Consider the following 18,219-nt stretch of genomic DNA (forward strand, 5'->3'; position numbering starts at 1 on the left):
CTGCTCTTCGTGAGTACGCTCATCCGATGATGAGAGCTTCGGGCACCTTCAAGGTCGTCAGCTTCACACCGGCCTCGCTCACCCCGCAACCGGCCGTGGAGACCGGTCTTCCGGTGGGCGTCGCCACGATGGAGAAGCGGTACGAGGGCGACACCCTGAGCGGCCGCTCGTCCACGCTCTTCACGGCCGCGTTCGACCAGGAGGCGGGGGTCGGCAGCTACGTCGCGATGGAGTCCTTCGAGGGCGCCCTCGACGGCCGCCGGGGCGCCTTCAACTTCGTCCACTCGGCCGCCACCGACGGCGGGCCGTCCCGTGCCGCGGAACACTTCGCGATCGTCCCGGGCAGCGGCACGGCCGCGCTGACCGGTATCACCGGCGCGGGCGGCCTGCGCGTGGACGAGGACGGCACGCACCGCATCTGGTTCGACTACGAGCTCCCGCCGGCCCGGTAGCCCTAGGCCTGGAGGCCGCCCAGGCGGGCCGCGGCCTCGCGGAGGACCTCGGTCTTCTTGCAGAAGGGGAAGGCACGCGGACCAAGGGATGCCTCGCCGCCACTACGAACTTCCCACCCCTGGAAATCAGATCGTGATCTGAGTACAGTCTGAGTATGAGCGGTGCATACCTGGGAGCCGAGCCGGAATCCGTCTCGTTCACTGATCTGTCCCGAAACCCGAAAGCCGTGGCTGCGCGGGCCGCCGCCCTGGGCTGTCTGCGTGTCACGCATCGGGACGCTCCGGACATGGTGCTGACGACCGCCGTGCACGCGGAGCGCACCGAGGAGAACCTGACGACGGCATCACGGCTCTTCCTCGCGTTGATGAAGCACGACGTCGGAGCCCGGTCGCTGCTGCTGGCGCTACCGGAGGTCTTTCCGTGGGTGCGGCATCTGGATGACGAGGAGATGCGCGCGTTCACCGTAGAACTGCTCGAAGCGCTTTCCGATGCGGCTGAGCTGGGAGCCAGGGAAGCCGTGCACCGCGCGCTCGTCTCCTGGAGGGCGACGGCGCGTATCAATGCGGATCCGGAGCGGCTCAAGGAAGCGCTGCGCCCCCTGGACGGTGACGACCTGGGACCGGTCGAGGTGCGAGAGTGAGCCCGAAGAAGGGCGATCGCGTCAGTGTTCCACCCCTGAGCGGGTGGAACGTGGTCTTCGGGACCACGGAGGCGGTGACGGGCTGGGAGGAGCTGTGCCGACTGGCGCTTGCGAGCGCCCACCGCTGCTTGGAGGCGCTGCGCACCGACCCGCTGTCGCGTGACCAACTGGAACCGTCAGCACCAACTTCGGGGGAGGCTTGCGACCAAGGAGTGGAAGGGCTCCGCGCTGGAGCAGTGGGAGTACGAGGTTACGAGTGGAGGCCGGGTGCGCTACCTCGTCAGCCCGGAGACCTCTACCGTCATCCTGGTCTACGCGTCCACTCGGCACCCCAAGGACACCGAGTAGCTCGTCGCTGTGCAGAACAGGGGCCGGCCCAACCTGAGGCCGACCCCCTGTGTCCGTATTTCCCATCGGCTCGCTGTCAGCGAGTCAGTCGACCGAGGCGGGCCACCGCCTCGTCCAAAACCGCCTGCCGCTTGCAGAAGGCCCACCGGACCTGGGTGGCTCCGGCGGACTTGTCGTCGTAGAAGACCTGGTTCGGGATGGCGACCACCCCGCAGCGCTCGGGCAGGGCGCGGCAGAAGGCGAGGCCGTCCTTCTCGCCGAGCGGGGTGATGTCCGTGGTGATGAAGTACGTGCCCTGCGGGCGGAAGACCTCGAAACCGGCGGCCGTGAGGCCGTCGGCGAGGATGTCGCGCTTGGCGGCCAGGTCGGCGCGGAAGGCCTCGTAGTACGCGTCGGGAAGGGCGAGGGCCTCGGCGATCGCGTACTGGAAGGGGCCGGAGGAGACGTAGGTCAGGAACTGCTTCGCCGAGCGGACGGCCGTGACCAGTTCCGGGGGCGCCGTGACCCAGCCGACCTTCCAGCCCGTGAAGGAGAAGGTCTTCCCGGCCGAGGAGATGCTGACCGTGCGCTCGCGCATGCCGGGGAAGCCCGCCAGGGGGATGTGGGCGCCCTCGAAGACCAGGTGCTCGTACACCTCGTCCGTGACCACGAGGAGGTCGCGCTCCACGGCGAGGGCGGCGACGGCGGACAGTTCCTCGCGGGTCAGGACCGTGCCCGTCGGGTTGTGCGGGGTGTTCAGCAGGATCAGCCGGGTGCGCGGGGTGACCGCGGCGCGCAGTTCGTCCAGATCGAGGGCGAAGGCCCCGGCGTGCGGACGCAGGGTGACCGGGACGCGTACCGCTCCGGCCATCGCGATGCACGCCGCGTACGAGTCGTAGTACGGCTCCAGGGCGATGACCTCGTCGCCCGGTTCGAGGAGGGCGAGCAGGGCGGCGGCGATGGCCTCCGTGGCGCCCGCCGTGACCAGGACCTCGGTGTCGGGGTCGTAGGCGAGGCCGTAGAAGCGCTGCTGGTGCGCGGCGATCGCGGCGCGCAGTTCCGGGATGCCGGGGCCGGGCGGGTACTGGTTGCCCCGGCCCGTGAGGACCGCGCGGGAGGCTGCCTCGGCGATCTCGGCGGGGCCGTCGGTGTCGGGGAACCCCTGGCCCAGGTTGATCGATCCGGTGCGGGCGGCCAGCGCCGACATCTCCGCGAAGATCGTGGTGCCGAAGGCCGCCAGACGGCGGTTCAGGAAGGGGCGGTCGCTGCTCACGGGTGCGCTCATGGGCGCCATCCTGGGGGGAACCTCTGGACTTGCTCAAGTGTGCTTTGGGCCGCGTGGCCTGCGGGCATCCCCCCTTCACGCGGGACGCGGGGATCCCGCCCCCCGGGGAGACCGGGGTGTGAGAGAGGGGGCGGGCATCGTGTTCGTCTTCATTGTGATCGTGCTTCTGGTCGTCGCAGTCCTCGTGACCGTGGCGGTGCGTTCGGCCAAGAGCGGTTTTTCGTCCGGCAGCGGCTCCAGCGGCTCCAGCGGTTCCGGCGGCAGCAACAACAGCTGGTGGGCGGGTGGGAGCGGCTCGTCGAGTTCGTGTTCGAGCTCGTCTTCCTGTGGCTCCTCCTCGTCCTGCGGCGGATCGTCGTCCTGCGGCGGCGGGGGGTGCGGTTCCAGCTGACACGGGGCAGCCGGCACCGCGCGGACGAGGTGCCCGGCGGTCTGATGTCCGCCGGGCCTTCTCCTGCCCGCCTCTGTCCTTCTTCCGGGCTCCGGGTCCGCTCCGGGTCCGCTCCGGGTCCGCTCCGGGGCTGCCCCCGGGTCCGCTTCGCGTCTGCCGCGCCCGTGCATCACGACGCGCGGGACGCAACATGTTGAACACGTGAACTGCGAAGCCCCCGGGGGGATGTAAACGCCGTCAACTTGGGTAAAACGGCTGTGAGTGCCGTGCCTTTCATGATTCCCTCGGTTGAGTAGACCAGTCCCCGGACCTCCCGGGACTTCCTGTGGACCCGTGCCGGTGTCCCCCCACCCGTTGACTACCGCTGGCGGGCCCCGGCCCATCTCCCTCGCGCGTTTGCGGAGCCGACTCATGCTCACGACCCTCCAGACCACCTATACCGACACGCGTGCCGCCGATCTCGCCTGGGCCCTGGGTCGGGACCGGCTGCCCGCCCTGGCCGTACTGAACCTCGAACTGTCCGGCGCAAAGGTCGAGTTGCGTCTGCTCGGGGCCTCCCACCAGGTGCTCCTGGAGGAGGGGAAGGTGCTCTGCTCGGAGACGGTCGCCTGCATGCCCGGCAGCAGTACGCCGCTGCCGCTCGGCGTGGCCAAGCGGGTGGGCGACTGGGAGTACGAGTTCGCCGCGCGGGTCGAGACGCTGTCCCGCGGGTCGTTCGCGGGACGGGCCCAGGAACTGCTCGCGCTGGTCGCCGACCACCCGAACGGACTAGCGGGCACCTTCCCGGGCAGTCCGCACGCCTTCACCGCCCTCCTCGCGCAGCGCTACGAGGACCAGGTGCGCTGGCGGACCTGGCACGCGTACCCGCAGGAGGGCCAGCTGGTGGCCACCAGGACCCGCGTCGCAGTACGGATCGGCGCCCCGGACGCGGCCACCGCGGAGACGCCCGCGATGGGCTAGGGGCGGCCCGGAGCGGCCCGGAGCGTGTCGGCGCCGGACGGCGCTCCCGAGCGTCGGCGTTGCCGCACGGTTACGCCAACTGGCCGGACCGGCAGCCTACTTGCACTCATGTGGGTGACCGGGTGCGAGTGGGCGGTGACGTACGGTTCGGGGCATGATCGACCGTTCCGTCCCGCGTCGGGTCCTCCCGTCTCCGGAGCCGCGGGGCGTGGCGACCGTCCCGGCCGCCCTGCCCGTACGACCCCGGACCGGCCGACTCCTCGTCCTGGCCACCGTGTTCGTCTGCGCCGCCTGCGGCCTCGTATACGAACTGGAGCTGCTCGCCCTCGGCTCCTACCTCATCGGCGATTCCGTCACCCAGGCGTCGGTCGTGCTGTCCGTGATGGTCTTCGCCATGGGGGTCGGGTCCCTGCTCGCCAAACGGCTGCGCCACCGGCCCGCGTTCGGCTTCGCCGCCATCGAGGCGGGGCTGGCCCTGTTCGGCGGCCTCTCGGCCGTGGCGCTGTACGCGACCTTCGCCTGGCTGGGGGAGTCCCGGCCCGCGCTCGTCGCCTTCTCCTTCGTCATCGGCGTCCTCATCGGCGCCGAGATCCCGCTGCTGATGGTCCTCATCCAGCGCATCCGCCGGCAGGACGCCGCCGGGGCCGTCGCCGACCTGTTCGCCGCCGACTACGTGGGCGCCCTCGTCGGCGGCCTCGCCTTCCCGTTCCTGCTGCTGCCGATGCTCGGCCAGCTCACCGGCGCCATGCTCACCGGCACCGTCAACGCGGTCGCCGGCGGCGGACTCGTGCTGTGGCTGTTCCGCCGCGACCTGAGCCGGCGCGCCCGCTGGACGCTGATCGTCGCGAACGTGACCGTGCTGTCCGTGCTCGCCTGCGCGACCGTCCTCGCCGAGGACTTCGAGCGGGTCGCCCGCCGCGCGGTCTACGGCGGGGAGGTGCGGGTCGCCGTCCAGACCGGCGTGCAGGAGCTGGTGCTCACCGGACCGCGGACCGGTTCCCCGCGCTCCCTCGACCTGTACCTCGACGGGCGGCTGCGGGTCAGCGGCTATGACGAGTACCGCTACCACGAGGCCCTCGTCCACCCCGCCATGACCGGCCCGCACGCCCGGGTACTCGTCCTCGGCGGCGGCGACGGGCTCACCGCCCGCGAGGTGCTGCGCTACCGGGACGTCGCCTCGGTCACCGTCGTCGAGCTCGATCCCGGGGTGGTGCGGCTCGCCCGCACCGACCCGATGCTCTCCGCGCTCAACGCAGGGGCGTACCGGGACCCGCGCCTCGCCGTCGTCACGCAGGACGCGTTCCGCTGGCTGCGCGGGCCGGCCGCCCGGGACCGGTTCGACGTCATCGTCTCCGACCTCCCCGACCCGGGCATCACCCCGAGCACGAAGCTGTACTCGCAGGAGTTCTACGGGCTGGCCGCGCGGGCCCTGCGGCCCGGGGGCCGGATCGCCGTACACGCCGGGCCGCTGGCCACGCGCCCGCGTACGTACTGGACCGTCGAGTCCACCCTGCGCGCGGCGGGTCTGCGGACCTCGCCCTATAGCGCGGGCGGCCGCCTCTCGGGCTTCGCCGCCGGACCCGACCGCACGCCGCTGGGCGCCAGCGACGCGCCACCGCAGGACTGGGGCTTCGTACTGGCCTCCCGCGAGCAGGTGCCGCCGCTGCGCGTGGACCGCGACACGCCGGGGCTGCGCTCGCTGTCGACCCGCTCGCTGCAGGATGCCGCGCGCGACGCGGAGCGGACCCGGGTGGAGGGGTTGCCGCCGTCCACCCTGTCGCACCCGCGGTATTCGTGACCGGGCGCGGGTCTCGTCGGTAGGCTCGACCGCATGGAGCATCAGGTGTTCGTTCCGGTACCGGCAGACAGCCTCCGCGCCGTGCTGCGCGACCCCGTCCGGGTGGCCCGGTGCGTGCCGGGATTCCAGCAGGACGCCGACGCGGGGTCCGGACCGCTGTCGGGCAGGCTGAGGATCCGGGTCGGCGGGCACACCGTGACCTATCGGGGCGCCCTGTCCGTCACCGAGCGCGACACCGGCCTCTTCGCCGTCGACGGCGAGGGCACGGAGGTCCGGGGCAGCGGGGCCGTCAAGCTGACCCTCGTGCTGCGGGTGACCCCGCAGGGGGAGGGGACCCTGCTGGACTTCACCGCGGGGGGCACCGCCGACGGGCGCGCCGCGGGCTTCACCACCGAGGCCACGGCCGCCGCCGTGCAGCGGCTGCTGGAGCGGACCGCCGAGCAGCTGGTGGCGGTGGCGCAGGCGGGTGCGGGAGCGGGCGGAGCGGGCCCGGCAGCCGGGGCCGCCGCCCACGACACGGAGGTGGACGCCGACACCCAGGCGGACGCCGACGCCGTGGCCGGCGTCGACGACGCCGACCCCGTGGCCGAGGCCGAGGCCGAGGGCATCGAGGGCGCCGGGGACGGCGGGGGCGCGGCGGGCGGCGACGACGTCACCGAGGTCTCCGCCTCCGTGTTCGAGACCGAGGTGCCGCCGCCGTCCCTCGACCCCTTCCTCGCCGGCGGGCCGGGCGAACAGGGCGACCCGCCTCGGCCGCCGGCCGAGGCCGCCCACGCCCGGCGCACCATGATCGGCCGCAGTGCGGAGGAGGTGGACCACGCGCCCCCGCGCGGCCGGTACGCCCCGGTGCCGCCGCCCGCCGCCACCACGGCCGGTGACAACCTGCGCTGGCTCGCCCCGGCAGCCGCCCTCGCCCTGGCGTCGGCGGTCGTCCTCGGCCGGGCCCTGCGCCGCCGACGCTGAGCTCGTACGGGCGACACCCCCATTAGGGTCGACCGTATGAGTACGCAACTGAGCGCCGGCGGCGCCGAGGTGACTGTCGACCAGGAGAACGGCTGCCGGATCAGCAGTCTGCGCATCGACGGGACGGAGCTGCTGCTCCAGGGCCCGCACTACGGGTCCTTCCCGATGGTGCCCTGGTGCGGCCGGACCGGGTACGGGCAGTTCCGCGACGGGGCGACCGTCCGCCAGCTCCCGCTCAACCACCCGCCGCACGCCCTGCACGGCTTCGGCCGGGACGCGGCCTGGCGCCGGGCCCGCGTCACCGGAACCGACGCGGTGTTCACGTACGACCTCGCCGACCCGTGGCCCTACCCCGGCCGCGTCACCCAGATCTTCGAGCTGTCGCCGGACGCGCTGACCCTCACCATGGGCGTGGAGACGTACGGGGACTCCTTCCCGGCCCAGGCCGGCTGGCACCCCTGGTTCCGGCGCAACCTGGGGCTCGGCGGCGGGGACGTGAGCATCGGCTTCGACCCCGCGTGGCAGGAGGAGCGCGGTGAGGACCACCTCCCCACCGGCAACCGGATCGACCCGAAGCCCGGCCCGTGGGACGACTGCTTCGGCATGCCGGACGGGGTCGACGTCACCCTGACCTGGCCCGGAGCCCTGGAGCTGAGGCTCACCAGCCGGTCCGAATGGGTGGTCGTGTACGACGAGCAGCCGGAGGCGGTCTGCGTCGAACCGCAGTCGGGGCCGCCGAACGGGCTGAACACCCTGCCGCGCCTGATCACTCCCGTGGACCCGCTGGAGATCTCCACGACCTGGACGTGGCGCCGGCTCGGTTAGCGCCCAATTAAGCTCGGGGGCATGAGTGACGTCAACGAAGTAACGCCGTCCGGCACCCGCGATGCGCTTCTGCAGCAGATCAAGGACAAGGCCGTCGTGCACGGCAAGGTGATCCTCTCCTCCGGCCGGGAAGCCGACTACTACATCGACCTCCGCCGGATCACCCTCGACGGCGAGGCGGCTCCGCTGGTCGGTCAGGTCATGCTCGACCTGACCGCCGAGCTCGACTTCGACTGCGTCGGCGGTCTGACGCTGGGCGCCGACCCGGTCGCGACCTCGATGCTGCACGCCTCCGCGGCGCGCGGCGGCCGGCTGGACGCCTTCGTCGTCCGCAAGGCGCAGAAGGCCCACGGGATGCAGCGGCGCATCGAGGGCACCGACGTCAAGGGCAAGCGCTGCCTGGTGGTCGAGGACACCTCCACCACGGGCGGATCCCCGCTGACCGCCGTCGAGGCGGTCCGCGAGGCCGGCGGCGAGGTCGTCGCCGTCGCCACGATCGTGGACCGCGGTGCGGCCGACGCCATCGCCGAGGCGGGGCTCCCGTACCTCACCGGTTACCTCCTGGAGGACCTCGGTCTCTCCTAGGCCCTGTCGTCACAGTGGCGCCTGGCCCGCGACGTCCAGGCCTCGGGGACAGGGGTCACAGGCACGCCTCACGGGCAGGTCTCACGGTCCGGACGCCCTCGTTCCGGCCTCGCCGGAACTGGTGACGAGGGTCTTTCGGGGGCGCTGTGCAGGGCCTGACCTGGTCTTTTTCGGCGGGCCGGGATGTTTCACGTGAAACATCCCGGCCCGTTCGGCTCGTACCTGGCGACGGGCGGGGTGGAGTGTCGCGCGGAGTCTGGAAAGATAGGCGCGACGATGACGTCGCCCCCAGGTCAGGGCCCGCAATAAGCACACTCCCCGCACATCCAAGGAGCGGACAGATGCCCATCGCAACCCCCGAGGTCTACAACGAGATGCTCGACCGGGCGAAGGCAGGCAAGTTCGCCTACCCGGCCATCAACGTGACCTCTTCCCAGACCCTGCACGCTGCGCTGCGCGGCTTCGCGGAGGCCGAGAGCGACGGCATCATCCAGATCTCCACCGGTGGTGCGGAGTTCCTGGGTGGCCAGTACAACAAGGACATGGTCACCGGCGCGGTCGCCCTGGCCGAGTTCGCGCACATCGTCGCGGCGAAGTACGACATCACGGTCGCGCTGCACACGGACCACTGCCCCAAGGACAAGCTGGACGGCTACGTACGTCCGCTCCTGGAGGTCTCCGCCGAGCGCGTGGCCCGTGGTCTGAACCCGCTCTTCCAGTCGCACATGTGGGACGGCTCCGCCGAGACCCTGGCCGACAACCTGGCCATCGGCCAGGAGCTGCTCGCCAAGGCCGCCGCCGCGAAGATCATCCTTGAGGTCGAGATCACCCCGACCGGCGGCGAGGAGGACGGCGTCAGCCACGAGATCAACGACGAGCTGTACACCACCGTCGAGGACGCGATCCGCACCGCCGAGGCCCTGGGCCTGGGCGAGAAGGGCCGTTACCTGCTGGCCGCCTCCTTCGGCAACGTCCACGGCGTCTACAAGCCGGGCAACGTGGTCCTGCGTCCCGAGCTCCTCAAGGACCTCCAGGCGGGCGTCGCCGAGAAGTACGGCAAGGCTTCGCCGTTCGACTTCGTCTTCCACGGCGGCTCGGGCTCCACGGCCGAGGAGATCGCCACCGCGCTGGAGAACGGCGTCGTGAAGATGAACCTCGACACCGACACCCAGTACGCCTTCACCCGGCCGGTCGTGGACCACATGTTCACCAACTACGCCGGTGTCCTGAAGGTCGACGGCGAGGTCGGCACGAAGTCCAAGTACGACCCCCGCACCTGGGGCAAGGCCGCCGAGGCCGGCATGGCCGCGCGCGTCACCGAGGCGTGCGCGAACCTGCGCTCCACGGGCACGAAGCTGAAGTAGTCCCGCGGCACGACGTACCGAAGGGCCCGGCCCCGTCCCACGCGACGGCGGCCGGGCCCTTCGGCGTTCCCGTCTCCCGCCGGTGGACGGAGGCTTCGCGAGAGTGTGAAACTTCTGCTCACGATTACGTACCCGGGGGCATGTTTGCCCGTCGACCGGGTCATGGAGCGGGACGGATGCGCATGAGGGCCGAACGACCACAGGTGAAGCAGGATCGTGCGGTCCGCACCCGTCAGGCGATCCTGGAGGCCGCCGGCGTGGTGTTCGAGGATCGCGGGTACGACGCGGCCAAGCTGTCGGACATCGTCAGGATCGCCAACGTCACGAAAGGCGCGCTCTACTTCCACTTCGACTCGAAGGAAGACCTGGCACAGGCCGTGATCGATGCCCAGATGGGCGAGGAACCGGCCTTCACCCCACAGGAGTTCAGGGCGCAGCAGTTCGTCGACATCGGCATGATCTTCTCGCACCGTCTCCGGCACGACGTGCTGATGCGCGCCAGCACGCGGCTCACCCTGGAGCGGAACGGCCGGGACCTGGACCGGGCCGCGCCCTACCAGGGGTGGATCGACATGCACACCGCCCTGATGGTGGAGGCGAAGGAGCGCGGGGAGCTGCTCGCGCACGTGGATCCGGTGGGGCCCGCGCGGCTGGTCGTCGGGTCCTTCGCGGGGCTCAACGTCATGTCGCAGACGTTGGGGCTCGACCTGGACCGGGAGGTCTCGGCGCTCTACACGAGCGTGATGCCCAGCCTGGTGGCCTCCGCGGTGGCGATCCGGCTCGACACCGCGCCCGGCCGCGGGGGCAGGGCGCTGCACGGGCCCGACGGGGCCCACCTGTGCGACTGTTCGGCCTCGCGGCTGACTGCCGACCACTGATCGCCAGCCACTGGCCGCCGGCCATGACCGCTGGTTGCCGGCCGCTGATCCGCAGGGAGCAGTGGCATGAAACAAAATCCCAAGTATGCTTTTTCGCGGTGGAGTTCGCGGGAGTTCGCGCCGACCGGGCTCCGCGACGCGCTGCCCGGGGGGAAGACTGTGGACATCGACGTACTCGGCGGCCTGCACGTCCTGGAGAACGGCGTGCCCATCGCGCCCTCCGAACCGTCCGCGCGGCAGGTCCTGGCCGTGCTCGCCGCGCACGCCGACCAGGTGGTCCCCGTCGCCGTACTCGCCGCTGAGCTCGTGGCGCACGTACCGCCGGAGCACGCGCGGTCGGAGCTGTACGCCTGTGTCCGCCGGCTGCGCGAGCGGCTGGCCGACGCCGTGGCCCCGGGCGGGCACCGTACGGCGGAGACCGTCCTGGTCCAGACTCCCGGCGGTTACCTCCTCGACACCGGCGGCGGCCGCTGTGACCTGCACGAATTCGCCCGCGAGGCGGGGGCTGGATACCGCGCGATGGCCCGCGCGGACTACGAGACGGCAGCCCGCCGACTGCGTGGAGCGCTCCGGCTCTGGAAAGGTCCGGCCTTCGGCGGCGTGAGCCCCGGGCCGCGGCTCAGCGAGCGGATCGCCGGCCTGGAGGCCACCCGGGCAGCGGTCGCCGAGCAGTGGGCGGAGGCCGAACTGGCCCTGGGCCGACGCCGCGAACCGCACTCCGGGCCGGCCGGGCCCTCCGCCACCGGGCCCGGGCCCCGCGGGCTCCCCTGGACCGTCGCCCGGGCCAAAACATACCGAGCGTACGGAGAACCGGCCGATGCGGGCCGGTCCACGGCCGTACCGGCGGTACCGGCGGTACCGACGGACGAGTTGACACACTGCTCGTCCCTTTCGTGATGGCCACGCCGGGGCGCGGCACACTCCCGGGGTATGAGCGCGACCGACCTCCTGTTCTCCGAGGGAGTGGAGCCCTGGCTCGAAGCCCCGGCCGCACCGGCCCCGGGTGTACGGGGCCTGCTGCTGGCCTCCTGCGACCCGGCCCTGGCGGCCCGTGCCTGCGACGCACTCCTGCCCCTCGGCGGCCTGGTGGCCATGCCGCCGCCGGATCCCGGCTACGGCGCCGCCGCCTGGCTCCTCGCCCGGCTGGCCCGGACCAACCTGCTGCTCGTCCTGCCCCCCACCCCGGCCGGACTGGACACCGGCGCCCGGCTGCTGGGGGAGGGAACCGGTGTGCACACGGGGCCCGTGCGCGGACTGCCCGCGTACGAGGCGGTCCTGGAGGCCTGGCTGAGCGGACTCGAACGCGCCCAGGACCGCGGCCTCGACCTGGCGGCGATCCCCGCCTACGCGGGAGTGCCGGTCGGTGAGCTCGGCGACGGCGCGACCGGTACGGCCCGCCTGCTGTACGCCCGCCAGGACCGGACCCTGGCCACCGGGCGCTGGCGCGCCCTGGCCGCCGCGGGAGCCAGGCCCCAGCGCCTCATGTGGACCTCCTTCGGGCCCCGCTGCGCCGAGCTCCCCTCCCTCGTCGGCTGGGGCACCGCCGTGGCGCTGCCCGCCCTCGCCCCGCTCCCGCGCCTGTACGGCGACACCCTCAGCCACACTTGATCCCCGGTGACCAAGAACCGAGGGGGACAAGGGTGATGACCTGGGACAACGGGAGCGGCCCGCTCGCCGTGCTGGAACTCCTCGCCCAGGAGGCCCCGGCCGCCCGCATCGACGGCCTGCTGCACGAGGCCCACCGGGCCGGCGCCGACGAGGCCGAGCTCGCCCAGCTCGCCAAGGCCGTCGAACTCGCCCGGTCCGTGCAGGCCGCCGCGGTCCGCGGCCGCACGCGGGAGGCGGCCCTCGCCGCGCTCGTGGACACCGCCCACGACCTGACCTCGCCGTACGACCTCGACAGCCTGCTGCGGGTGATCGCCCGCCGTGCCCGCCGGCTGCTGTCCTTCGACACGGCCTACGTGAGTCTGCGGCGCGCGGACGGCACCTCGTACGTCCGTACCGCCGAGGGCGAGACCACCGCCCTCACCTCCGGCCTCGAACTCGGCACCGGCCAGGGCCTGGGCCGTCTGGCCCAGGAGCGCCGCGCCCCCATGTGGAGCGCCGACTACCTCGACGACGACTCCTTCCCGCACGGCCCCGCCATCGACGCCATGGTCCGCGCCGAGGGCCTGCGCGCGGTCATCGCGGTCCCGCTGCGGCACGGGGACTCCATCCTGGGCGCCCTGTACGGCGCGGACCGCAAGGTCCGGCACTTCACCCCCGACGAGATCGGGGTGCTGCTCTCCCTCGCGGACCTCGCGGCGCTGGGCATCCAGCAGGCCGGCCTGCTGGAGCGGACCCGCGACGAGGTCACCGAGCTGGAGCGGTTCGGCTCCGCCACGAACACCGCCCTGACCCGCGTCCGGCACCTGTGGGACTGCCACGCCCGGCTGATCCGGCTGGTGCTGGACGGGGCCCGGCTGTCCACGGTCGCGCGGGCCGCCGCCGACGCGCTGGACGGCGTACTCCAGGTACGGGACCCGGGCGGGCGGCCGCTGACCGGTGCCGAGGCGGCCGAGACCCTGGACGAGGAGGCCGAAGAGGCCGTCACCCGGGCCGCGCTGCTGGCGCACACCGGTGGCGTGCCGGTCCCGCTGCCGGGCGACGTCTGGGTGGCGCCGGTGACGGCCGGGGCCGAGAACCTCGGGGTGCTGGTGCTGCGTGCCTCCGCGCCGCTCACGGACGAGGACGTACGCCTGCTGGAACTGGCGGCCCAGTCGGTGGCCGCGCTGCTGCTGATCCAGCGGGGCACCGCGGCCGCCGAGGGACCGGTCCACGACGAGCTGCTCCAAGACCTGCTGGACCGGCCGCACCGCTCCGACCTGCACCTGCGTGAGCGGTCCCGGCGGCTCGGCATGGACCTCGACGTGCCGCACGTGGTGGTCGTGGCCCGGCCGGAGGGCGGGGAGCTGGGCAAGGCGGTGGCGTGGGCGGGTTCGTACGCGTACCGGTGCGGCGGCCTCAAGGGCGTACGGCGCGGCTGTGTCGTGTTGCTGCTGCCGGGCTCGGACGCCTCGGCCGTGGCCCGGGAGGTCTCGGCGAAGCTCTCGCCGCTGCTCGGCCACCCGGTGTCCACCGGTGCGGCGGGCCCCGCCGAACGCGCGTCGGCGGTGGCGGGCGTCTACGAGGAGGCCGCGCGCTGCCTTGACGCGCTGACGGCGCTGGGCGGGGTGGGCGGAACGGCGTCGCTGCGCGAACTGGGTTTCCTCGGGCTGCTGTTGTCGGCGGACCACGACGTGGACGCGTTCGTCGCCTCGACGATCGGCCCGGTCGTGGAGTACGACGCGACGCGCCTCACGGACCTCGTGCGCACCCTGGAGGCGTACTACGCATCGGGCGCCAGCCCCACCCACGCCGCCGAGGCGCTGCACGTGCACCCCAACACCGTGTCGCGGCGCCTGGAGCGGATAGCGGAGCTGCTGGGCGAGGGCTGGCAGAAGCCGGAACGGGCCCTGGAGATCCAGATGGCCCTGCGCCTGCGCAAGGCCCGCGCGGTCCTCGCCCGCCGTGCGGCGGACGTCACCGACCTGCCCGGACACCACACCTAGACGTAGCTAGACCTAGACCAGCCCGCCGGTCCCGCCGGTCCCGCCGGTCCCGCCGAGGCAGCGGGCCGCGTGGGCCACCGAGGCCATCGTGACGTGCCGGTGCCAGCCGGGCAGCGAGCGCCCGCCGAAGTCCCGCAGGCCGACCTCCGGCACGCTCGCCGCGGCCGCCGCCGACACCCGCCGTGCCTGCTTCGTCAGCCGCAGCACCGCGGCCGGTGACGGCCGGGCCACGTCGGTCAGCCACAGCCGTGCCGGGGGCCGCCGGGGATCGGTCCACTCGCCGAACAGCAGCACCTCCCGCCGCCGCGCGGGCGAGGGGTCCGGCATCATCACGCGGACCGTGGCCACCAGCGAGGTGCGCCGGGTGCCGGGGTGCGAGGGATCCGGCCACTCCACCGGCACCCGCAGCCCCCTGACGCCCTGCAGGATGTCGCGCGCGGCCGCCGTCCCCGCCCCGAACCCCGGCAGGGCCGGGTCGGTGACCAGCAGCCGGGCGGCCGCGCCGATCCGGGCCAGCACGGGTAACCCGGCCTCGCGGAAACGGTTCATCGTGGAGCGGGTGCCGATGCCGCGGATGTCGAGGACGACCGGCCGCGCGGGCAGCCGGCGCTGGCGCACGGTGTCCAGGACGCCGGTGACCGCGCACTCCTCGTACGACTCGTGCGCACCGCCCCCCTCCCCGCCCGTGCCCCCGCCGTTCCCGTCCACCCCCGGCGGCAGGAACAGCCGCCATCCCACCGGGGTGTTCACCCCCGCCGACGTGAACCAGACCCCGAAGGCCTGCTGGCCGCGGAACATCTGACCCCGGTGCGGGTCGAAGCGGTGCCCGGCACCCACCGTGTGCGCGCCGCCCTTGGGGAACGCCATGGGCTGCGCGACCCACGCCGTCAGCGGCGTGGACTGCGCCAGGTGGTGCGACAGCGCGGTCCGGACGGGCTGCCAGTCCCAGGTGGAGCCGGTGATGAAGTGGTGCAGGCTCTGCTCGGCCGCGGGGCCGCCGAGCTGCTGCGCGATGTTGCGGATCGACTTGCGGCCCTCGGTCGCGAGCAGCCCGCGCACGTACTGGCGCCCCCTCGCCCGCTGATCGCTGCGCCGCAGCGAGCCGAGGACCGCCTCGCACAGCTCCTCGGCCGCCTCGTCGACCGGATCGCGCCGGCGGGTGCTGGTGTTCACGACTCGCCCCCTTCGTCGATTGCACCCCACGGTCCGCCCCGGGCCCGCGCCCCGGGGAGGTGCGCCCGTCACACGCCTGGGCCGCCGGGTGGTGGGGCGCCCACCACCGGGCCCGGCAGACTGGGGGCATGTCCATTCACCAGAACCTCCTCGGGGGCCCCGCCCCCACCCACCTCCCCGACGAGCCGGGCCGCGAGGCCCTGGCCGCGGGCACCCCCGCCGTCGAGGTGGCCGCCGCGCACCCCACCTCGTCCCTGGCCTGGGCGACCCTCGCCGACGAGGCCTTCGCGGCCGGCCGCACGATCGAGTCGTACGCGTACGCCCGTACCGGCTACCACCGCGGCCTCGACGCCCTGCGCCGCGCCGGCTGGAAGGGCCACGGCCCGGTGCCGTGGGAGCACGAGCCGAACCGCGGCTTCCTCCGCGCCCTGCACGCCCTGGCCCGCGCCGCCGGGGCGATCGGCGAGAAGGAGGAGTACGAGCGCTGCTCGACCTTCCTGCGCGACTCGTCCGAGACGGCGGCGGACGTCCTCGGCGCCTGAGCCGGACGAACGCGCGGACGCGCTCACGCGTTCACGCAGGTGGCCGGGGCCTCGCAGCAGGGGCCCCGGCAGGCCATCACAGGGGCCCCGGCAGGCCATAGTGTCCTAAAAGTGACAGTGACCCCGGTCACACCTCGCTGGAGCGGGCCCGGCAACCGGTCCTATGATGCGGGCAGGGGACCGGGGCTCCACTCACCCATCGGAAGGAGCGGACCGCTACCCGGAAGCACGTGTCGAGGAGACAGCGATGTCGAACACCCTTGATGCCTCCGGAGCCGGTTCGGACACCCCGAACCTCGACTTCGACGGCACGACCCCCTACGAGGACTACGTCCAGGCGGACGTCCTCACCCACCTCCAGCACCTCCGCTCGGACGACCCGGGCGAGATGGTCTTCCTGGTCACGACCCAGGTCATGGAGCTGTGGTTCACGGTCATCGTCCACGAGTGGGAAACCGCGGCGAAGGCCCTGCGCGAGGACCGCGTTCCGGTCGCGATGGATGCGCTGAAACGATCCCTCCGTGAGCTGGAGGCCCTCAACTCCTCCTGGCGCCCGCTCGCCCAGCTCACCCCGGGGCAGTTCAACGCCTACCGCGCCGCCCTCGGCGAGGGCTCCGGCTTCCAGTCGGCGATGTACCGCCGGATGGAGTTCCTGCTCGGCGAGAAGTCCTCCTCCATGCTGGTCCCGCACCGTGGCGCCCCGCGCGTCCACGCGGAGCTGGAGAAGGCCCTGCACGAGCCCAGCCTCTACGACGAGGTCCTGCGCCTCCTGGCCCGCCGCGGCTTCCCGGTCCCGGACGCGGTCCTCGGCCGCGACCTCTCACAGCGCTACGAGCCCTCGGCCGAGGTCGAGGCCGTCTGGACGGGCCTGTACGCCGCTCCGGACGAGCACCTGGACCTCCACCGCCTGGGCGAGGTCCTCACGGACGTCGCCGAGCTCGTCTGGCGCTGGCGCAACGACCACCTGGTGGCCACCCGCCGCGCGATGGGCGCGAAGACCGGCACGGGCGGCTCGGCCGGTGTGGCCTGGCTGGAGAAGCGCGCCACGAAGAACGTCTTCCCGGAGCTCTGGACGGCGCGCAGCCATGTCTGAGCCCACGTCCGCACCGATGCGCCGGATGCCGGTACCGGACCTCGGGTCCCGCGCCGCGGCCCTGGACGCCGCCGACGAGCTCGGCAAGCTCCGCGACCGCTTCACCCTCCCCGAGGGAGTCGTCTACCTGGACGGCAACTCCCTCGGCGCCCTCCCGGCCACCGTCGCGCAGACCACTGCCGACGTCGTCTCGCGGCAGTGGGGCGAGCTCCTCATCCGGTCGTGGGACGAGAGCGACTGGTGGACCGCCCCCGAGCGGATCGGCGACAAGCTCGCCCCGCTCATCGGCGCGGCCCCCGGCCAGGTCGTCGTCGGCGACTCCACCAGCGTCAACCTCTTCAAGGCCCTGGTCGGCGCCGCCCGCCTGGCGGCACCCGGCCGGACGAAGATGCTGGTCGATGCCGCCACCTTCCCCACCGACGGCTACATAGCCGCCTCGGCGGCCCGGATGACCGGCCTGACCGTCACCCCGGTGGACCCCGCGCACGCGGCGGAGGCGATGGACGCGGACACCGCCGTCGTCCTCCTCAACCACGTCGACTACCGCAGCGGCCGGCTCCACGACCTGCCCGCCCTCACCGGGGCCGCGCACGCCGCCGGGGCGATCGCGGTCTGGGACCTGTGCCACTCGGCGGGCGCCCTGCCCGTCGGCCTCGACGCGCACGCCGTCGACCTCGCGGTCGGCTGCACGTACAAGTACCTCAACGGAGGCCCCGGCGCCCCCGCGTACCTCTACATCGCCGAGCGCCACCAGGCCGCCTTCGACTCCCCGCTGCCCGGCTGGAACGGCCATGCCGATCCCTTCGCCATGACCCCGGAGTTCACGCCGGCGGACGGGGCACGGCGCGGCCGCGTCGGGACCCCGGACATCCTGTCCATGCTCGCCCTGGAGGCGTCGCTCGACGCCTGGGACGGGGTGTCCGTCGAAGCCGTACGGGCCAAGTCCCTCGCCCTGACCGACTTCTTCCTCGAATGCGTGGCCGCGTACGTCCCCGAGGGCCGGGTCGAGCCGGTCACCCCGGCCGAGCACGACCGGCGCGGGAGCCAGGTCTCGCTGCGCACCGAGAACGCCCGCGAGGTCATGCGGGAACTCATCGGCCGGGGCGTCGTCGGCGACTTCCGCGCCCCCGACGTCTTGCGCTTCGGGTTCACCCCGCTCTACGTCGGTTTCGCCGACGCCGAGCGCGCGGCGCGCACGCTGGGTCACATTTTCGGGTGACCCCGTAGCGAAACGTCACATCACCGGGCGGGCGGGGCTACGGCTCCGCCCGCTCCGGCATATCCCGGGCCCCGCACGGAACGCCGCGTTCCAGACTGATACGGTCCCGCTCTGCCGGACCCCCGGAACATCT

At 73.0% G+C, this 18,219-nt stretch carries 18 protein-coding genes; 16 read left to right on the forward strand and 2 right to left on the reverse strand.

Features of this window, described 5'->3' with window-relative positions; all coding sequences use genetic code 11:
- The first annotated feature begins 29 nt into the window (after positions 1 to 29).
- From ACFCZ1_RS16405 to ACFCZ1_RS16415, 3 genes are all read left to right on the forward strand, one after another.
- Positions 30 to 452 (forward strand): DUF3224 domain-containing protein, encoded by a 423-nt coding sequence (locus ACFCZ1_RS16405; protein WP_376679058.1) that lies wholly within the window; start codon positions 30 to 32, stop codon positions 450 to 452.
- Positions 453 to 607: 155 nt separating this feature from the next.
- A complete protein-coding gene (locus ACFCZ1_RS16410; protein ID WP_376678954.1) occupies positions 608 to 1,093 on the forward strand; it encodes a prevent-host-death family protein in 486 nt (161 codons plus the stop codon).
- A 159-nt stretch (positions 1,094 to 1,252) separates the two neighbouring features.
- Positions 1,253 to 1,441 (forward strand): hypothetical protein, encoded by a 189-nt coding sequence (locus ACFCZ1_RS16415; protein WP_376678955.1) that lies wholly within the window; start codon positions 1,253 to 1,255, stop codon positions 1,439 to 1,441.
- A gap of 76 nt (positions 1,442 to 1,517) precedes the next feature.
- On the opposite strand, the gene ACFCZ1_RS16420 is transcribed toward ACFCZ1_RS16415, so the two are convergent.
- On the reverse strand, positions 1,518 to 2,714 hold the full coding sequence (locus tag ACFCZ1_RS16420; RefSeq protein WP_376678956.1) for a pyridoxal phosphate-dependent aminotransferase: 1,197 nt from the start codon (positions 2,712 to 2,714) through the stop codon (positions 1,518 to 1,520).
- Between the two features lie 793 nt (positions 2,715 to 3,507).
- On the opposite strand from ACFCZ1_RS16420, the gene ACFCZ1_RS16425 reads away from it, so the two are divergent.
- The 10 genes from ACFCZ1_RS16425 to ACFCZ1_RS16470 all read left to right on the forward strand — a co-directional run bounded on the left by ACFCZ1_RS16425 (position 3,508) and on the right by ACFCZ1_RS16470 (position 14,059).
- Positions 3,508 to 4,056, forward strand: a complete 549-nt coding sequence (locus tag ACFCZ1_RS16425; protein ID WP_376678957.1) for a DUF2617 family protein — start codon at positions 3,508 to 3,510, stop codon at positions 4,054 to 4,056.
- A gap of 154 nt (positions 4,057 to 4,210) precedes the next feature.
- Positions 4,211 to 5,854 carry a polyamine aminopropyltransferase gene (locus ACFCZ1_RS16430; RefSeq protein WP_376678958.1) on the forward strand — a complete coding sequence of 548 codons (1,644 nt, stop codon included), beginning with the start codon at positions 4,211 to 4,213 and terminating at the stop codon, positions 5,852 to 5,854.
- 33 nt (positions 5,855 to 5,887) lie between these two features.
- Positions 5,888 to 6,817: an SRPBCC domain-containing protein gene (locus ACFCZ1_RS16435; RefSeq protein ID WP_376678959.1), complete on the forward strand. Its 930-nt coding sequence runs from the start codon at positions 5,888 to 5,890 to the stop codon at positions 6,815 to 6,817.
- A 36-nt stretch (positions 6,818 to 6,853) separates the two neighbouring features.
- Positions 6,854 to 7,642, forward strand: a complete 789-nt coding sequence (locus tag ACFCZ1_RS16440) for an aldose 1-epimerase (protein WP_376678960.1) — start codon at positions 6,854 to 6,856, stop codon at positions 7,640 to 7,642.
- 21 nt (positions 7,643 to 7,663) lie between these two features.
- Positions 7,664 to 8,227, forward strand: a complete 564-nt coding sequence (pyrE, locus tag ACFCZ1_RS16445) for an orotate phosphoribosyltransferase (protein WP_376678961.1) — start codon at positions 7,664 to 7,666, stop codon at positions 8,225 to 8,227.
- A gap of 341 nt (positions 8,228 to 8,568) precedes the next feature.
- Positions 8,569 to 9,591 carry a class II fructose-bisphosphate aldolase gene (fbaA, locus tag ACFCZ1_RS16450; RefSeq protein ID WP_376678962.1) on the forward strand — a complete coding sequence of 341 codons (1,023 nt, stop codon included), beginning with the start codon at positions 8,569 to 8,571 and terminating at the stop codon, positions 9,589 to 9,591.
- A 203-nt stretch (positions 9,592 to 9,794) separates the two neighbouring features.
- Complete coding sequence (locus ACFCZ1_RS16455) at positions 9,795 to 10,469, forward strand: ScbR family autoregulator-binding transcription factor (RefSeq protein ID WP_376678963.1); 675 nt, start codon at positions 9,795 to 9,797, stop codon at positions 10,467 to 10,469.
- A gap of 159 nt (positions 10,470 to 10,628) precedes the next feature.
- Positions 10,629 to 11,366, forward strand: a complete 738-nt coding sequence (locus ACFCZ1_RS16460) for a BTAD domain-containing putative transcriptional regulator (protein ID WP_376678964.1) — start codon at positions 10,629 to 10,631, stop codon at positions 11,364 to 11,366.
- A 33-nt stretch (positions 11,367 to 11,399) separates the two neighbouring features.
- The gene (locus ACFCZ1_RS16465) at positions 11,400 to 12,077 is read left to right on the forward strand and encodes a hypothetical protein (protein ID WP_376678965.1); all 678 of its coding nucleotides are present in this window, start codon (positions 11,400 to 11,402) and stop codon (positions 12,075 to 12,077) included.
- Between the two features lie 35 nt (positions 12,078 to 12,112).
- Positions 12,113 to 14,059 carry a GAF domain-containing protein gene (locus ACFCZ1_RS16470; RefSeq protein WP_376678966.1) on the forward strand — a complete coding sequence of 649 codons (1,947 nt, stop codon included), beginning with the start codon at positions 12,113 to 12,115 and terminating at the stop codon, positions 14,057 to 14,059.
- 12 nt (positions 14,060 to 14,071) lie between these two features.
- On the opposite strand, the gene ACFCZ1_RS16475 is transcribed toward ACFCZ1_RS16470, so the two are convergent.
- Positions 14,072 to 15,232, reverse strand: coding sequence for an IS701 family transposase (locus ACFCZ1_RS16475; RefSeq protein ID WP_376678967.1), 1,161 nt, complete (start codon positions 15,230 to 15,232; stop codon positions 14,072 to 14,074).
- A 128-nt stretch (positions 15,233 to 15,360) separates the two neighbouring features.
- On the opposite strand from ACFCZ1_RS16475, the gene ACFCZ1_RS16480 reads away from it, so the two are divergent.
- From ACFCZ1_RS16480 to kynU, 3 genes are all read left to right on the forward strand, one after another.
- Positions 15,361 to 15,774 carry a DUF3151 domain-containing protein gene (locus ACFCZ1_RS16480; protein ID WP_376678968.1) on the forward strand — a complete coding sequence of 138 codons (414 nt, stop codon included), beginning with the start codon at positions 15,361 to 15,363 and terminating at the stop codon, positions 15,772 to 15,774.
- A 247-nt stretch (positions 15,775 to 16,021) separates the two neighbouring features.
- A complete protein-coding gene (locus ACFCZ1_RS16485) occupies positions 16,022 to 16,867 on the forward strand; it encodes a tryptophan 2,3-dioxygenase family protein (RefSeq protein WP_376678969.1) in 846 nt (281 codons plus the stop codon).
- Positions 16,860 to 18,086: a kynureninase gene (kynU, locus tag ACFCZ1_RS16490; RefSeq protein WP_376678970.1), complete on the forward strand. Its 1,227-nt coding sequence runs from the start codon at positions 16,860 to 16,862 to the stop codon at positions 18,084 to 18,086. The genes ACFCZ1_RS16485 and kynU overlap by 8 nt, the downstream gene beginning before the upstream one ends.
- The last annotated feature ends 133 nt before the right edge of the window (positions 18,087 to 18,219 follow it).

The organism is Streptomyces sp. NPDC056224 (genome assembly GCF_042267665.1).
In the GTDB taxonomy this organism is placed as follows: Bacteria; Actinomycetota; Actinomycetes; order Streptomycetales; family Streptomycetaceae; genus Streptomyces.

Excerpts from the sequence above, each read along its gene's own strand:
- ACFCZ1_RS16405 (WP_376679058.1), top strand. The coding sequence starts at position 30 with ATGAGAGCTTCGGGCACCTTCAAGGTCGTCAGCTTCACACCGGCCTCG.
- ACFCZ1_RS16410 (WP_376678954.1), top strand. The coding sequence starts at position 608 with ATGAGCGGTGCATACCTGGGAGCCGAGCCGGAATCCGTCTCGTTCACT.
- ACFCZ1_RS16420 (WP_376678956.1), bottom strand. The coding sequence starts at position 2,714 with ATGGCGCCCATGAGCGCACCCGTGAGCAGCGACCGCCCCTTCCTGAAC.
- ACFCZ1_RS16425 (WP_376678957.1), top strand. The coding sequence starts at position 3,508 with ATGCTCACGACCCTCCAGACCACCTATACCGACACGCGTGCCGCCGAT.
- ACFCZ1_RS16430 (WP_376678958.1), top strand. The coding sequence starts at position 4,211 with ATGATCGACCGTTCCGTCCCGCGTCGGGTCCTCCCGTCTCCGGAGCCG.
- ACFCZ1_RS16435 (WP_376678959.1), top strand. The coding sequence starts at position 5,888 with ATGGAGCATCAGGTGTTCGTTCCGGTACCGGCAGACAGCCTCCGCGCC.
- ACFCZ1_RS16440 (WP_376678960.1), top strand. The coding sequence starts at position 6,854 with ATGAGTACGCAACTGAGCGCCGGCGGCGCCGAGGTGACTGTCGACCAG.
- pyrE (WP_376678961.1), top strand. The coding sequence starts at position 7,664 with ATGAGTGACGTCAACGAAGTAACGCCGTCCGGCACCCGCGATGCGCTT.
- fbaA (WP_376678962.1), top strand. The coding sequence starts at position 8,569 with ATGCCCATCGCAACCCCCGAGGTCTACAACGAGATGCTCGACCGGGCG.
- ACFCZ1_RS16465 (WP_376678965.1), top strand. The coding sequence starts at position 11,400 with ATGAGCGCGACCGACCTCCTGTTCTCCGAGGGAGTGGAGCCCTGGCTC.
- ACFCZ1_RS16470 (WP_376678966.1), top strand. The coding sequence starts at position 12,113 with ATGACCTGGGACAACGGGAGCGGCCCGCTCGCCGTGCTGGAACTCCTC.
- ACFCZ1_RS16480 (WP_376678968.1), top strand. The coding sequence starts at position 15,361 with ATGTCCATTCACCAGAACCTCCTCGGGGGCCCCGCCCCCACCCACCTC.
- ACFCZ1_RS16485 (WP_376678969.1), top strand. The coding sequence starts at position 16,022 with ATGTCGAACACCCTTGATGCCTCCGGAGCCGGTTCGGACACCCCGAAC.
- kynU (WP_376678970.1), top strand. The coding sequence starts at position 16,860 with ATGTCTGAGCCCACGTCCGCACCGATGCGCCGGATGCCGGTACCGGAC.